At 67.3% G+C, this 14,673-nt stretch carries 13 protein-coding genes; 4 read left to right on the top strand and 9 right to left on the bottom strand.

Going from position 1 to position 14,673, the window contains the following annotated elements; genetic code table 11:
* Window positions 1-34: 34 nt before the first annotated feature.
* Together ACMGDH_RS15115 and ACMGDH_RS15110 are read left to right on the top strand one after the other, a co-directional pair.
* A complete protein-coding gene (locus ACMGDH_RS15115) occupies window positions 35-1,774 on the top strand; it encodes a vWA domain-containing protein (protein WP_436828796.1) in 1,740 nt (579 codons plus the stop codon).
* A gap of 168 nt (window positions 1,775-1,942) precedes the next feature.
* Window positions 1,943-3,025, top strand: coding sequence for a tetratricopeptide repeat protein (locus tag ACMGDH_RS15110; protein ID WP_436828795.1), 1,083 nt, complete (start codon window positions 1,943-1,945; stop codon window positions 3,023-3,025).
* An 18-nt stretch (window positions 3,026-3,043) separates the two neighbouring features.
* On the opposite strand, the gene ACMGDH_RS15105 is transcribed toward ACMGDH_RS15110, so the two are convergent.
* Entirely contained in the window at window positions 3,044-4,222 is a 1,179-nt protein-coding gene (locus ACMGDH_RS15105; protein WP_436828794.1) for a winged helix-turn-helix domain-containing protein, read from the bottom strand.
* Between the two features lie 33 nt (window positions 4,223-4,255).
* On the bottom strand, window positions 4,256-5,194 hold the full coding sequence (locus ACMGDH_RS15100; protein ID WP_436828793.1) for a LysR substrate-binding domain-containing protein: 939 nt from the start codon (window positions 5,192-5,194) through the stop codon (window positions 4,256-4,258).
* A 112-nt stretch (window positions 5,195-5,306) separates the two neighbouring features.
* Between ACMGDH_RS15100 and ACMGDH_RS15095 the strand changes: the two genes are divergently transcribed.
* Window positions 5,307-6,356, top strand: a complete 1,050-nt coding sequence (locus tag ACMGDH_RS15095) for a hypothetical protein (RefSeq protein ID WP_436828792.1) — start codon at window positions 5,307-5,309, stop codon at window positions 6,354-6,356.
* Between the two features lie 4 nt (window positions 6,357-6,360).
* Window positions 6,361-7,227, top strand: a complete 867-nt coding sequence (locus tag ACMGDH_RS15090; protein ID WP_436828791.1) for a TolB family protein — start codon at window positions 6,361-6,363, stop codon at window positions 7,225-7,227.
* Here ACMGDH_RS15090 and ACMGDH_RS15085 read toward each other — a convergent pair.
* Genes ACMGDH_RS15085 through ACMGDH_RS15055 form a run of 7 tightly spaced genes read right to left on the bottom strand, consistent with a single transcriptional unit; the run spans window position 7,224 to window position 14,663 of the window.
* Complete coding sequence (locus ACMGDH_RS15085; RefSeq protein WP_436828790.1) at window positions 7,224-8,501, bottom strand: FG-GAP repeat domain-containing protein; 1,278 nt, start codon at window positions 8,499-8,501, stop codon at window positions 7,224-7,226. The genes ACMGDH_RS15090 and ACMGDH_RS15085 overlap by 4 nt on opposite strands.
* A 24-nt stretch (window positions 8,502-8,525) precedes the next feature.
* Entirely contained in the window at window positions 8,526-10,202 is a 1,677-nt protein-coding gene (locus ACMGDH_RS15080; protein ID WP_436828789.1) for a GMC family oxidoreductase, read from the bottom strand.
* 22 nt (window positions 10,203-10,224) lie between these two features.
* Entirely contained in the window at window positions 10,225-11,061 is an 837-nt protein-coding gene (locus ACMGDH_RS15075; RefSeq protein ID WP_436828788.1) for a sugar phosphate isomerase/epimerase family protein, read from the bottom strand.
* Window positions 11,058-11,615: a gluconate 2-dehydrogenase subunit 3 family protein gene (locus ACMGDH_RS15070; protein ID WP_436828904.1), complete on the bottom strand. Its 558-nt coding sequence runs from the start codon at window positions 11,613-11,615 to the stop codon at window positions 11,058-11,060. Before ACMGDH_RS15070 ends, ACMGDH_RS15075 begins: the two co-directional genes overlap by 4 nt.
* Window positions 11,615-12,442: a 3-keto-disaccharide hydrolase gene (locus tag ACMGDH_RS15065; RefSeq protein WP_436828787.1), complete on the bottom strand. Its 828-nt coding sequence runs from the start codon at window positions 12,440-12,442 to the stop codon at window positions 11,615-11,617. The genes ACMGDH_RS15070 and ACMGDH_RS15065 overlap by 1 nt, the downstream gene beginning before the upstream one ends.
* Window positions 12,443-12,453: 11 nt before the next feature.
* Complete coding sequence (locus ACMGDH_RS15060) at window positions 12,454-13,365, bottom strand: hydroxypyruvate isomerase family protein (protein ID WP_436828786.1); 912 nt, start codon at window positions 13,363-13,365, stop codon at window positions 12,454-12,456.
* Window positions 13,362-14,663: an MFS transporter gene (locus ACMGDH_RS15055; protein ID WP_436828785.1), complete on the bottom strand. Its 1,302-nt coding sequence runs from the start codon at window positions 14,661-14,663 to the stop codon at window positions 13,362-13,364. Before ACMGDH_RS15055 ends, ACMGDH_RS15060 begins: the two co-directional genes overlap by 4 nt.
* Between the last annotated feature and the right edge of the window lie 10 nt (window positions 14,664-14,673).

Raw genomic sequence — 14,673 nt, 5'->3', positions numbered from 1 at the left:
GCGATTTTGCCACGCTGATCCAAGGGGAGTGTCCATGTCCCGTATCCGTCCAATCATTGTCTCCGCGGTCAGTGCCGCGGTGCTCGTCTCATGCGCAGGGACGAAGGTCGAGCAGCCGATGGCCAGCGCGTCCGCGGAGGATGCCGTCGTGGTAACCGCCACGCGCGCCGACCAGCATGCAAGAGGCGACGGCGTCGTCGCAGAGGATATCGGCGCTATTTCTTCCTATGCGAACGTGGCCGCGCCGCCGCCACCTCCCGCGCCGGTTGCGCAGGCGATGATGCGGGTGTCGGGGGCGGTGTTTGCCCCCGAACCACGACCGGTGCCGCATTATCAGGATTTCGGGCGCGACAAGTTCGCCACCGTCGCCCAGAACCCGTTCAAGGTGGTGCGAGAGGAGCCCGTCTCGACCTTCTCGATCGATGTCGACACCGCGTCCTATTCGTTCGTGCGCGCCTCGCTGACGAGCAATGTGCTGCCGCAGCCCGCGGCGGTGCGGGTCGAGGAGATGATCAACTATTTCCCGTATCAATATGCCGCGCCGCGCTCGGCCGAGCAGCCGTTCAGCACCAATGTCGCGGTGATGCCGAGCCCGTGGACGCCCGGGCGGAAGGTCGTGCGGATCGGCATCCGCGGCTATGACGTCGCACCCGCGACGCGCCCGCGTGCGAACCTGGTCTTCCTGATCGATACCTCGGGATCGATGAACGCGCCGAACAGGCTGCCGCTGGTCAAGCAGTCGCTGGGTATGCTGCTCGATCAGCTTGATGCCAATGATCGCGTGGCAATCGTCACTTATGCGGGAAGCGCAGGCACGGCGCTGGAGCCGACGCCGGCAAGCGAGAAAGGCAAGATCCTGGCAGTGCTCGACAGGCTCGGCGCGCGAGGCAGCACGGCAGGCGCCGAGGGCATCCGCCAGGCCTATGCGTTGGCCGAGCAGAACCTCGATCCGCGCGGAGTCAATCGCGTCATCCTGGCGACCGACGGGGATTTCAACGTCGGCATCACCGATCCGGGCGAGCTGAAGGGCTTCGTTGAGCGCGAGCGCGGCAAGGGCGTCTTCCTCTCCGTGCTCGGCTTCGGCATGGGCAACTACAATGATGCGCTGATGCAGACGCTGGCGCAAAACGGAAATGGCGCGGCCGCCTATATCGACACGATCGCGGAGGCGCGGAAGACGCTGGTCGACGAGGCGCGCTCGACGCTGTTTCCGATCGCCAAGGACGTGAAGATCCAGGTCGAGTTCAATCCTGCCACGGTCGCCGAATACCGGCTGGTCGGGTACGAGACGCGGATGCTCGCCCGCGAGGATTTCGACAACGATCGCGTCGATGCCGGCGAAGTGGGATCGGGGCAGACGGTTACCGCGATCTATGAGATCGTGCCGGTGGGCGGGCCGCGTGCGAATGGCGATCTGCGCTATGCACAGCCTGCGCAGCGGGTGCCGGCGAGCGCGGAGGAATATGGCTTCGTCAAGATCCGCTACAAGCTGCCCAAGGCGGAGAAGAGCCGGCTGATCAGCACGCCGATCGGCCGCACCGCCGAGTTCGCCCGCCTGGAGGATGCGCCGCAGGAGGCGCGTTTCGCGGTGGGGGTCGCGGCGTTCGCGGAGCTGCTGCGCGGCGGCAAATATAGCGGCGGGACCAGCTATGACGACGTGCTGCGCATCGCCGGCGCTGCGCGCGGGCAGGACCCGTTCGGCTATCGCGCCGAGTTCGTCCAGCTCGTTCGCCAGGCAAAGACAGCGGCGTCGATGGCGAGCATGCGGCGCTGACACGGGCGATCGGGTGCGGCGGCGCGATATGTGCCGCCGCACCTCGCCTCGCCGCGATGCTGCATTCGCGCCGCCTCCGATTGCGGCTATAGGCTTTGGGAAGATGCATCGCTTGCCTCTCCGCACCCATGAACGCCTGTCTGCTTGTCGAGCGGAAGGAGCGGTTGCGTGAACGAACGTGGCGATCTGCCGCGGGCGCTGCCCGACGCTCCACCGCCACGGCCGGCGCAGCGGCGCGCGGCGATCGAGAAGGCGATGGCCCGCTTCGACGGGCGCGAGATCGAGACGCCCGCGCATGCGGAGGCGCCGAGGGCGAGATCGAGGTTGCGCTGGCCGCAATTGTCGGCGCTGGCGACGGCGGCGCTGGTCGGCGTGGTGAGCGTGTCGCTATGGAACTCGAGCGACTATCACGGGGCGCCGCCGCCGCGTTCGTCCGCGCCTGCCGTGGAGGAGCAGGCCGCCGCGCCGGCCGAGGCGCCGGCTCCTGTACGTGAGCTCGTTCCTGAAGAGCCTGCGCCTGCGGTAGTTGCCCCGTCACTCAAACGCGGGCCCGGAATTCCCGCCGCGCCTGTCACCCAGCGGGCCGCGGAGGCGGTCGCGCCGCCGGCGCCGGCTGCCGTTGAAGTGTCGGCGCCCCCACCGCCGCCGCCAGCGCCCCCGCCGCCGGCGAGTGCTGCCCGCGCGCGCGGGGAAACGGTCGTTGCCGAAGATATCGGCTCCTTCCCCGATGCTGACGGGATAGTCGTCACTGGAACGCGGATGCGGGGCGCGTTTCGAGCGCAGTCGCAGCCGGATGAACCCATGCCCCAGGCGCGGGTCGCGTCAGGCCGCGGCGATTGGAACGCCTGCACGATCGACGATCCGGCGCGCAGTCTTGCCGCGTGCCGTTCCGTGGTCGATCCCGCCGCTCCGGGCAAAGCCGGCCGGGCGGACGCGCAGATCGCCGATGGGCTCACGCGCGCCTGGGCGGGCGACCACGACGGCGCGATTGCGGCGTTCGACCGCGCGATCGATCTCGCAGGCAAGTCGTCGTTCGCCTATCTGAACCGCGGTCTGGTGCGCGAACGGAGCGGCGATGTGCGCGGCGCACTCGGCGACCTGGACAAGGCGGTGCGCCTGTCCCCGCAATCAGCGCGCGTCTATTACCATCGCAGCCTGGTGCGAGAGCGACGCGGCGACACTGGTGGCGCGCGCGCCGATGCGAAGCGCGCGGTTGCGCTCGATCCCGCCTATCGCGCCGTGATCCGCTGACTGCGTATCCCCCTGGCATCAGGATGGCCGGATCACCTCGCCGATGCGAACGGCATCGAGCCCGAGCCATGCAGCGACCCGATCGAGTTCGACCCCGAGCCGCGCCATCGTATCGACCGGGGCGCCAGTTTCGAGCGTGATGCGGCGCGCGAGCAGGACGCCGACCTGGCGATCGGCCTTGAGATCGACGCGCGCGACGAGTGCCTCGTCCAGGAGGAAGGGCAGCACGTAATAGCCATGGGTGCGCTTGTCCGGCGGTACATAGATTTCGATGCGATAACGGAATCCGAACAGGCGTTCGGCGCGGCTGCGCTCCCAAATCAGCGGATCGAACGGAGCGAGCAAGGCCGCAGCCTGCACGCGGCGGGGCAGGCGGGCTTCGCGATGCATCCAGGCCTTCTGGCTCCAGCCTTGGACGCGTACCGGGACGAGAGTGCCCGCTTCCGCTTCGGCGGCGATCGCGTGATCCGCTTCTTCGGGCTTGAGCCGGAAATAATCGCGCAGGTCCGCGGCAGTCGCAACGCCGAGCGCACGTGCGCTGCGTTCGATCAATGTGCGCTGCGCACTCGCTGCATCGGGGGTGGGCAGATCGAGGATGGCTTTCGGCAGCACACGCTCGGGCAAGTCATAGACCCGGGCGAAGCTCCCGCGGCGGGCCGCGGTGGTGATCTTGCCCGACCAGAACAGCCACTCCAGTGCGTGCTTGGTGTCGCTCCATTCCCACCAGCCGCTTTTGCTCGACCCGTTTTCGAAATCGGCGGCGGTCAGCGGCCCCTCGGCGGCGATTCGATCGAGCACCGCCTGCGCCTCGGATCGTCGCTCGACCGCGAAGCGCTTCAGGCGCTGATAACCGATCTCGCCGCGTTCGGCGCGGGCCATCCGCCAGCGCAGCGCGGGGTGAAGGTCTAGCGGAAGAAGGGAAGCTTCGTGCGCCCAATATTCGAACAGACGCCGGCGGCGCCTGGGGCCCCAGGCATCGCGTTCGAGCAGTGCACGATCATAGCTGCCCAGGCGTGAGAAGGCAGGCAGATAATGCGCCCGGGTCAGCACGTTCACGCTGTCGATCTGGAAGAGCCCCAGGCGATCGAGGGTCTTTCGTATGTGTGTGGCGGCCGGCCGCTCGGGGCGTCGGATGCCGAAGCCCTGTGCTGCGAGCGCAATCCGCCGGGCGTCTTGAAGGGAGAGAGTGATCGTCACCAGCTGCTGCTTGAGCGCGAGGTGCCGAGAGCGTCAACCCGCGATCGGGCTGCGCGCGCGCTCGATGAATATCGATCCGGCCTCGCGGGCCCGGGCCGCCTGTTCGACGATCCAGTCGCGGAAGGCGACGATCTTGCGGCTGTGCTGTCGCGAGATGGGGTATACCAGCCAGAAGGAGCGGCCCGCGGCTACGACCACGTCATGCGCAGGCACCAACCTGCCCGCCGCGATCTCTGCGCCGAAGAGAATCGGGGAGGCGATCACGACGCCGTGCCCGGCAAGCGCCGCGGCAACATCGAGATGCTCGGCCGAAAGCCTGGTGCCGAAACGAGCGGGGGGCAGGCCGCCTGGCAGCCCGAGCTTTGCATACCAGGCCGCCCACCAGTCCTGGCGGCCGAGGAGCGGGATCGAAGGTGCAACGCCGGGCCTGCCGAGCTGCGCCGCGGCGTCTCTGAGCTCGGGCACGCAAAGCGGCATGAAGATGCTCGGAAAGAGTTCGACGGTCCTGAGCCCCGGCCAATGGCCGCTGCCGTTTCGAACCGCTGCGTCGAACCGGCCCGTGGTTAAATCCTCGGCCGCTTCGGACACGTCGAGCTCGACGGCGATGTCCGGATGGCGCGCGCGAAACAGCCCCAGCTTGGGCGTCAGCCAGCTCGTCCCGAACGTCGGCAGCGTCGTCAGCGAAAACCGTCCCTCTTCGAGATCGGCTGCGCGCGAGAAGCTCGCCCGCAGCCCGTCGAAGGCCTTCGACGTCTCGGCCGCCACTAGCGCTCCCGCCTCGCTGAGCTCTACGCGGTGCGGATGGCGCAGGAACAAGGTGACGCCGAGCTGCGCCTCGAGCCGGCGCACGTGATAGCTGACCGATGCCGAGGACGTGCCCAGTTCCTCGCCCGCACGCGTGAAACTCCCCAGCCGCGCCGCCGCCTCGAAGGCGCGGATGGCGATGAGCGAAGGGAAGCCTCGATCGAGCACAAATATGACTTAGCCTCTGGCCGAAAGCTTTGCATAGCCTGGAGTGGCCCGACCCTGTCATCTCTTCCCGGCACTTCGGCGGGAGAGAGGGATGCGGCTCGGACGAAGAGTTATGATTTTCGGCGCGGGCGCGGCCGGTCTGTCAGGCGCGATCGGACCAGCGCGCGCGGCGCGCCTGTTCCGCAGTGAAAACGGTTCCGCGCACGTGCGCGATTGGGACTGGCTGGTGGGCAATTGGGATGTATGGCACCGGCGGCTCAAGGAAAGATTGGCCGGAAGCACCGAGTGGGAGGAATTCCCCGGCAAGAGCGCGCTCTGGCTCGCGCTCGGCGGCCTCGGCACGATCGACGACAATATCGTCGACATTCCGAGCGGCACCTATCGCGGGCTCACCGTCCGCGCATTCGACCCGGCAAGCGGCAAATGGTCGATCTGGTGGCTCGACGGGCGCAATCCCACACGGATCGACGCGCCAGTCCGCGGCGGTTTCGAAGGTGACAGTGGCGTCTTTCAGGGCCCGGACGTCTTCAAGGGGAAACCGGTCCTGGTCCGCTTCCGCTGGCTCGACATCCACAGCAGCCGGCCGCACTGGGAACAGGCCCTCAGCGCCGATGGCGGGGCGCGCTGGGAAGTGAACTGGGAGAATTTCTTCACGCGCACTGCAGCCGTCCCGACTCCACTACAGAACCATGCGGATCATCAGCGGGACTTCGATTTTCTCCACGGCAGCTGGCGCGTCCGCCATCGCCGGTTGAAGCAACGCCTGGCGGGGAGCGCCGATTGGGAGGAGTTCCACGGCACGCTGGTGAACCGGCCCGTGCTGGGAGGCCAGGGCAATATCGGCGACAATCTGTTCGCGCGTGCTTCGGGCGCGCATCGCGGGATCGGCATGCGCGCCTTCGATGCGGCACGCGGGGAATGGCTGAGCTGGTGGCTGGACGGGCGTGCGCCCACCGGCTTCGGGCCGCCGCTGCGCGGCCGGTTCGCTGACGGCATCGGGACCTTCGACGGGGAGGATATGCTGGATCACCGGCCGGTGCGGATACGCGTGCGCTGGTCGCGAATCACGCGCAGCACGGCGCGGTGGGAACAGGCGATGTCCGGCGACGGCGACGCCAACTGGGAGACCAACTGGATCAGCGATTTCGTTCGTGGGGATTGAAGCGATGATCCATCTCTTCCCGCTCCTCGCGCTCATGGCAGGCGCGGCACCGGCGGCCCCACCGCAGAAAGTGGAGATCGTCGGTACGGCCGAGCCCTTCGCACCCGGTATCGCTTCGACCGGCTATTCCGAGATCCGGCTGACGCTGAGCCCCGACGGCCGCACCGCGCTGTGGTTCAGCCGCGATCGACCCGGAGGGGCCGGCGGCTACGACATCTGGATGTCGCGCCTTGGGTCCAGCGGCTGGGGACCGGCACGACCGGTCTCCTTCAACAGCGTGGGCCGCGACTTCGATCCCGCCTTCTCTGCCGACGGCAGATTCGTCTATTTCTGTTCGGATCGGCCGGGCGGAGCGGGGGGCGACGACATCTATCGCGTGCCGGTCCGCGGCGCCGGCTTCGGGAAGCCGGTCAATCTCGGCGCCCGCGTGAACAGCGCGGGCAACGAGTTCGCTCCCATGCTGTCGCCCGACGGAGCGACACTGCTCTTCTCGAGCGATCGTGCCGGGGGCGCGGGCGGCCACGACCTCTTCACCGCCCGGCAGCGCGCGCATGGATTCGCAACCGCGGTTGCGCTCCCGGGTGCCGTGAATACGATCGCGAACGAGTTTGACGCGACCTTCCTGCGCGACGGAACGACCATCGTCTTTGCGCGCGCCATGGATTTCCGGAAGGACAGGGTAGATCTGTTCCAGACGGCACTGGAGCGAGGGGGCTATGGCGCCGGCACCATCCTTCCGAACAGCGTCAATAACCAGTCGGATACCTATGGGCCGATGCTCGACTGGTCGGAGCCAGATCGGCTGACCTTCTCCGGCCAGCGAAACGGATCGGCCGGCATGGACCTGTACCGAATCCGCTACAGGCTCTAGCCTGACGACGTGCGAGCGGGCGAACCGAGCAGAAGGCGGGCCTGCGTGCCCCAGCCGCCGATGAACAGGTCCTCGGCGCCGTCGCCGTTCACGTCGCCTGCGGCCATGCTCCAGCTTCGGCCAGTGGTTTCCGCGGGGATCGTGGCGGCCGTGACATCGCGGAAGCGGCCCTGGCCGTCATTCGCATAGGCGCGAACCTGGAGCGGCTTGAAACCGGGGACTTCGATCGCGCCCACGATCAGATCGGGATCGCCGTCGCGGTCGAAGTCGGTGACGATGCCGCCCCAGCTGGAGAAGCGATTGGCGGGCAGCCGCGCTGCGGTCTCGTCGACGAAGCGCCCCGACGCGTTCTGGATCAGCAGCCGCGCCTGCGGGTCCTTCTCCCATTTGCCCGCATTGCTCGTCAGGTTGAGCAGCAGGATGTCCGGCCGCCGGTCCTTGTTGGCGTCGAATACATGGACTTCGCGCGTCTCTAGCGGTGTCACCTGATCCAGCCGGTCCGATGCTTCGGCGAAGCGGCCTTTGCCGTCGTTGATCAGCAGGCGGGTGGGCGGCGCCTCGGTGGCCACTGCCATGTCGAGATCGCCATCGCCGTCGAGATCGGCGAGCGCAACGCCCTGCGCCTTGTTGCGGACCTGGGGCAAATGCGTGGCAGTGGCGTCGGTGAACCAGCCGGGACGACGCGGATCGTTGAGCCATAGGAAATTGCGCCCGCCGTCCTCCTGCTCCTCGCCCGAGATGCCCGTGTTGCCGACGACGATGTCGGGCAGGCGATCGCCGTTCACGTCGCCCACCGCCAGCCCGTTGCCCACGCTTTTCGCGGGCAACCGGGCGCTGGCATCGATGAACCGTCCGCCGCCCTGGCCCAGGAAGAGCTGGTGCGTTCGGTCGTCCTCCGCGACGAAGACCACGTCGATGTTGCCGTCGCGATCGAAATCGGCGACGCGCACATGCTCGGTATCATGGGCAACTTGCCCGAACGCGCCCTCCTGCCAGGTGAAGCGCCCCTGGCCGTCGTTCAGATAGAGCCGGTTGGCCGCGCCCTCCACCGCCAGCGCCGCATCGAGGTCGCCGTCCTTGTCGAAATCGGCGAGTGCGATGTCTAGCGCGTGCAGCTCGGGCGCCTGCGGGAGGTGTGTGGCAGTGACGTCGCGGAACAAGGCTTGCGCGGCCGGCTCCGGGGGCGTCTGCGCGTTGCAGGCCCCCGTGCCGAGCAGCATCGCCGCCCATAGCAGCGGGAGGCGGTACCGGGGATCGTCAGCAGTCGAACCCATTTCCCGTCTCCCGTTCCGTCAGCCTCAGATCGCGCCTGCCTTCATCTGCTTGACCGCGTGGTCCGCAGCGCGCGCGGTGAGCGCCATGAAGGTCAGCGACGGGTTCACGCACGAGATCGACGCCATCTGCGCACCATCGGTGACGAACAGGTTGGCGGCATCATGTGCCTGGCTCCATTTGTTGAGCACCGACTGGCGAGGGTCGAGGCCCATGCGCGCGCCGCCCATCTCGTGGATGGCGTCGCCGGGAACGTGCTCGCTCCGGTTGCTGGTCACGTTGAGCAGGCCGGCTGCCTTGAGCATCTTCTCGCCCTCGGCCCGCGCGTCGTCCATCATCTTGATCTCGTTGTCGCGGAAGGTGACGTCGAAGCGCATCAGCGGAATGCCGAACCGATCGACCTTGTCGGGGTGCAGGCTGACGCGATTGTCCTCATAGGGCAGGCATTCGCCGAACGCACCCATGCCGAACTTCCACGGGCCGTAGCCGCGCATGCCGTGCTTCATCGAAGCGCCGAAGCCCTCCGGCGGCAGCGGATCGCGCCGCGCTCCGCCTTGATAGCCATAGCCGCGGCGGAAGCCGACGCCTTCTTCGCCGCCGACGTTGCGGAAGCGCGGGACATAAACCCCGCCCGGGCGGCGGCCGTATTCGATATATTCGGTCAGGCCCGGGATCTCGCCCGAGACGCCCACCCGGAAGATGTGATCCATCACATAGCGGCCCAGTGTGCCGCTGTTGTCGAAATGGCTCTTGCCGGTTCCGGGGATCCGCGAGTTCATCAGGATCTGGGTCGAGGCCATCGCCGAGGCGCAGAGGAACACGATCCGTGCAGGGATGATCTCGGCCTGGCGGGTCTTGGTATCGACGACGCGGACGCCCGTGACCTTCTTCGTCTTCGGATCATATTCGAGGTTGGAGACGACTGCGTCGGAGCGCAGCGTCAGCCGGCCCGTGGCGCGGGCGGCGGGGAGGGTGACCGCCTGGGTCGAGAAATAGGCGCCGAACGAGCAGCCGCGTCCGCACTGGTTGCGGAACTGGCACTTGCTGCGGCCCTGGTCCGGCTTGTCCTCGGTCATGTTGGACAGGCGGGTGTTGATCAGCTTGCGGCCCGGCGAAGTCGCCTCCAGCCGCTCTTTGAGCCACTTCTCGGCGACATTCATCTGCATCGGTGGCTGGAACGCGCTGTCCGGCAGCTGCGGCAGGTTCTCGCGCGAGCCTGACACGCCGATGTACTTCTCGACATAGTCGTACCAGGGGGCGAGGTCGTCGTAGCGGATCGGCCAGTCAATCCCGACATTCTCGCGCTTGTTGGCTTCGAAATCCTCCGGGCTCCAGCGGAAGCTCCAGCGGCCCCAGATCAGCGACTTGCCGCCCACTGCGGCGGGGCGGATCCAGTAGAATTTCTCCCCCTCGTCATATGCGTAGGGGTTCAGCCGGTCGTTGTTGTAATATTTCTGGGTGCCGGGCGAGACATAGCCGTGCTTGGCGATGAAATAGTCGCTCTCGACCAGCTGCTTCGGCATCATGTCGCGCGCCGGGATCTCGTACGCGGGCTTGCCGTCGTAGTCATAATCCTCGCCGTGCTCGACCATGATCCCCCGGTCGAGCATCAGGACCTTGAGGCCCTTTTCGGTCAATTCCTTCGCCGCCCATCCGCCGCTCACTCCTGAGCCGATGACGATCGCATCGAACATGTCCGCCATGACAATAATCCTCGAATAAATGCTACGCGCCGAGCCGGCTGAGCGTGGCGAAGCTGGTCTGAATGTCGGGAAGATAAGGCGCGGGCGACTGATCGTTCTCGACGTAGAAATGCTTCACGCCCGCGGTCTGGTTGAGCGTGAAGATGTCGGCGAAGTCGATCACGCCCTTGCCGACGCTGGTCATCTTGCCGTCGGCGGTGCGATCCTTGACGTGATAGGCATAGATGCGACCCGGGAGTCGCTGGATGATCGCCTTGGGATCCTCGCCCGCGGCGATTGCCCAGAACAGGTCGAGCTCGATCTTGACCAGCGCCGGATCGCCTTCGGCCACCAGCGTGTCGAACAGGCTCCGCCCGCCCGGCTTCACCGTGAACTCGAAATCATGGTTGTGATAGGCGAAGTCGAGCCCGGCCTTCTTGAGCCGCTCGGCATAGCGGTTGAAATCGGCCACCGCCGCCTTCCAGCCCTCGGCCGTGCGGTGCGCGTCGCCCATATACGGCACGATCACCGTATCGGCGCCGAGCGTCTTGGCCATCTTCACCGCACCGTCGAAATCGGCGGTCAGCGCTTCATAGCCGACATGGATCGAGGGGGAGGTGAGGCCCAGCCGGTCCATCGTCTTGCGGAGCGCGGCATGATCCATCTTGTCATAGCCGCCACCGCCATATTCGACTTCGCGATAGCCGATCGCCGCCACCTTCTCGAGCGTGCCCATCGGGTCCGGGGCGAAGAGCTCGCGGACAGTGTAGAGCTGCAGGCCGATCGGCCTGCGGCTCGCCTGTCCCAGGGCAGGGCCCGCCGCCAGCGCCGTCGCCAGCGCCGCGCTGCCTGCCATCCATTGCCGTCGGCTGATCATCATGACGAAAACACCTTCTTGACCTGCGAATAGGGATAGGCGCCGTCGTACCGCCCGGGGACAGGCAGATATTCGCGCTCCTGGGTGATGCCGACCTCCGACGTGAAATAGCCGGTGACCACGAGCTGGCGGAACTTCTCGAAGAAGTCCTTGCCGCCGGGCAACTTGTCTTCCATCGCCAGCGTCAGCAGCGCGTCCTGCTGCGCCGGCGTCGCCTTGGACGCTGCCACCTTGTAATCGTCCTGGCTGCGCTTCTCGATCGCATCGAGCCCGGCGAGGATCGGCTTGCGATCGTCGGGCAGCGACCAGTCGGCGAGCAGCTTCTCGATGAAGGCGGGAACGCCGGCGGTGATCGCGCCCGGCGTGTCGGTGGTCGGTATCACGCGCTCGCTGAGCGCGGACACCAGCGCGCGCTGCTCGGCGCTGAATACCGGCGAACTCGGCGGGCCGCTGCTGATCGGCGTCGCCTGTGCCCCTGCCGCGCGGGCGATGGGAGCGAACAAGCTGGCTCCGAACATGGCGACGATGCCGGCCAGCGCATCTCTGCGGTCGATGATCATTTTACGGTGCCCTCGAAGTCATAGCTCGCCGCTGCCTCGGGCAGACGGCGCACCCAGATGTTGCGGTACGATACCGGTGAATCGTGATCCTGAAGCTGGATCGGCGCGGCATCGCCATGCGGTTCATACTTGCCCACCTTGCGCCAGATCGTGCCGCCCAGCCACGGCTGGCGGTTCTGCACCAGCACGCCGTTCAGGAAGGCGGTGATATAGGCCGGGCGCAGCAGCTTGCCGTTCGCCCCGAAGCGCGGACGCTCGAAAACCACGTCGTAGCTCTGCCATTCGCCGGGTGCGCGCGAGGCGTTCACCAGCGGCGGCTTCCAGCCATAGATCGCGCCGACGGTGCCGTCGGCATAGGTCGGGTTGTTGTGCCCGTCGAGGATCTGGATCTCGTAGCGCTGCATGAACCAGATGCCGCTGTTGCCGCGATCCTGCGAGCTCTTCTCGGGAGGATTGGGCGAGCGGAACTCGAGGTGGAGCTGCACGTCCCCGAAGCTCTGCTTGCTGACCAGCGCGTTCTCGCCCGCCCCAGGTGCACGCGGCGGCACGGTCAGCACGCCGTCCTTCACCGACCACGGCCCGGCCTGCGGCTGCCATGCATCGAGCGACGTACCGTCGAACAGCACCACTGCGTCCGAAGGTGGGGCGCCCAGCACGGGCCCCGGCGTCACCACTTCCGGATAGGGCCGATCGGCATCATGGACTCGCCATTTGCCGCCGGGCAGCATCGGTGTGTCCTTGAACCCCGGCTTCTCCTGCGCCGCGGCGGGGCTCCCCGCCGCGCAGGCGACCGCGATTGCGGCGCCCCATGCGATACGCTTCACTCGTTCCTCCCTCATGCCGCGTCGATCTCGCGATAGGCGGCGACCAGCCGCTCCTCGCCAGCGCGCCCATCTATCGAATTGCCGTGCTCCATGCCGATCACGCCGGCGAACTTCTTCGCGCGCAGCCAGCGGACCACGTTGCGATAGTTGATCTCGCCGGTGCTCGGCTCCTTGCGGCCCGGATTGTCGCCAAACTGGATGTAGGCGATCTCGTCCCAGCAGCTTTTCAGCGTATTGATCAGGTTCCCGGCCTGGATCTGCTCGTGATAGAGGTCCGCCAGCACCTTCACCGCCGGGCTGTTCGCGCCTTTGGCGACGGCGAAGCCCTGGGGAATGGTCTGCAGGAACACGCCCGGATGGTTCACCAGCGTGTTGAGCGGCTCCATCACCATGACCAGCCCGTGCGGCTGAACGATCTCCGCGGCGCGGCGCATCGTATCGACGATCCGGCCGGTTTGGATCTCGACCGGCAGCTTGCGGTCGAGGAAGCCGGGGACCACCGTCATCCACTTGGCATTGATCCGCTTGGCGACGTCGATCGAGGCGCGGACATCGGCGAGGAACGCCTGGCGATCGGCATCGTCGTCGACGCCGAGCAGCGGGCGGAAATCGGCCCATCGCGGCATGCTCGCGACGAACACGCCCATCGTCATGTTCCGTTGCTGGAGCGCACGCGCCATCGCGGTCTGCTCCGCCACCGTGCGGCCCGCCGCCTCATTGTCCTCCCAGGCGGTGAAGCCCATGTCGGCTGCATACGCGATCTGCTCGAGCCGGTTGCCGCGGCTCTTGAAGCTGCCCTCGTGCGGCGCATAGCCGAGCGAGAAGCGCGCGGCGTTCTGCGCACGCGCCCCGTTCACCACCGTCGTCGCGGCAGCGGCCACCGCCGCGCTACCGGCCAGCACGGTGCGACGCGAGACGCTCATGCCGCCTCACCCGCGAGCGCCGCCCGCGACTTGCCGCGCTCGCGCAGCCAGATGAAGCCGAACACCGCGAGCAGGATCACCGGCAGGATCGCCAGCCGCTGGAACGAAACCGACGCCGCCGCGTCCTCGACCGCCAGCTTCGCCGCGCCGGTCAGCTGCGCAAAGGCTTCGGGCCCGCCGGCGAACTCGATCTTGGCCTGATCGAACATCGCACCGAGCCGCGGCAGCACGAAGAAGCTCGCGAGCGCGCCTGCCGAACCGACCAGCCCCATCGCCCAGGACCCGCCGCGCGGATAGCGCTCGGCGACCGAGGCGAGCATCGTCGGCCACATCACGCACACGCCCAGGCCCCACACCGTGGAAGCGAGGATCGCCGCCACCGGCGACTGCGCCTGGCTCAGCATGAACAGTCCGATCGCAGCGAGCAGGCTCGACACCCAGAGCAGCCCCGGATTGGAGATCTTGTTGGCGAGCCGCCCCGCGAAGTGGCGGAACACGAACATCAGCGCGTTGACGTAAACGAGCAGCAGGATGCCGCGCATGCCCACCCGATTCGACAGGGCGACGTCGATCCACTGGCCAGGCGCCAGCTCGGACGCGGCGGTCAGGAACATCGCGCCGAACCAGATGAAGAAGCTGGGGCGGCGGAACACTTCGCTCACCATCTCGCCGAAGCTCACGCCGCTCTCGCTGCGGAGCGGGGGCGGGAAGGTGGTGGTCGCGGCGATCACCACCGTCGCGACGGCGGGGATCATCACCAGCGCCATGATGCCCTGCCACGGCAGGGTCGCGGAGAGGAAGAAGCCGGCGAGCCCGCCGATGATGATGCCGCCCGGGAACCAGGCGTGGAGCACGTTGAGCCGGTGAGTGGTGTCCTCGGGATAGAGCTGCGCGGTCAGCGGATTGATCGCCGCCTCGGTCAGCCCCCAGCCGATGCCGCTGAGCAGCATGCCGAGCCAGACCAGGGTGTAGACGGTCATGCCGGTCGCGAGGTTGCCCGCGGTGATGATCAGCAAAGGACCGAAGACGAAGCACAGGCCCGCGCCCAGCAGGCAGCGCTTCATGCCGATCTGGTCGAGGAACGCGCTGGCGACGAACAAGGTGATCGCGAAGCTGAGGAACGCCGCGCCGAGCGCGGCGGCGAGCAGCTCGCCCGCCTGCAGCGGCGCGATCGGATCGATCCATTCGGCCTTGAGCCCGCTGGCGATCGCGCCGCGGATCGCGAGGCTGGAGGCGGCGGTGAACAGCGCCAGCACGCCCAGCCAGAACAGCCTTGCCTTGTTCAATGTCGTGGCCATTTGGCGCTTC

Origin of the sequence: Sphingomonas radicis (assembly GCF_051400635.1) — a bacterium.
Classification (GTDB): Bacteria; Pseudomonadota; Alphaproteobacteria; order Sphingomonadales; family Sphingomonadaceae; genus Sphingomonas.
The sequence above is the reverse complement of the archived record's forward strand: the minus strand, read 5'-3'. Positions and strand labels throughout refer to the sequence as shown.

What these genes read in the sequence shown, in the direction of transcription:
- ACMGDH_RS15115 (WP_436828796.1), top strand. Translation starts at nt 35, where the DNA reads ATGTCCCGTATCCGTCCAATCATTGTCTCCGCGGTCAGTGCCGCGGTG.
- ACMGDH_RS15095 (WP_436828792.1), top strand. Translation starts at nt 5,307, where the DNA reads ATGATTTTCGGCGCGGGCGCGGCCGGTCTGTCAGGCGCGATCGGACCA.
- ACMGDH_RS15090 (WP_436828791.1), top strand. Translation starts at nt 6,361, where the DNA reads ATGATCCATCTCTTCCCGCTCCTCGCGCTCATGGCAGGCGCGGCACCG.
- ACMGDH_RS15085 (WP_436828790.1), bottom strand. Translation starts at nt 8,501, where the DNA reads ATGGGTTCGACTGCTGACGATCCCCGGTACCGCCTCCCGCTGCTATGG.
- ACMGDH_RS15080 (WP_436828789.1), bottom strand. Translation starts at nt 10,202, where the DNA reads ATGGCGGACATGTTCGATGCGATCGTCATCGGCTCAGGAGTGAGCGGC.
- ACMGDH_RS15075 (WP_436828788.1), bottom strand. Translation starts at nt 11,061, where the DNA reads ATGATGATCAGCCGACGGCAATGGATGGCAGGCAGCGCGGCGCTGGCG.
- ACMGDH_RS15060 (WP_436828786.1), bottom strand. Translation starts at nt 13,365, where the DNA reads ATGAGCGTCTCGCGTCGCACCGTGCTGGCCGGTAGCGCGGCGGTGGCC.
- ACMGDH_RS15055 (WP_436828785.1), bottom strand. Translation starts at nt 14,663, where the DNA reads ATGGCCACGACATTGAACAAGGCAAGGCTGTTCTGGCTGGGCGTGCTG.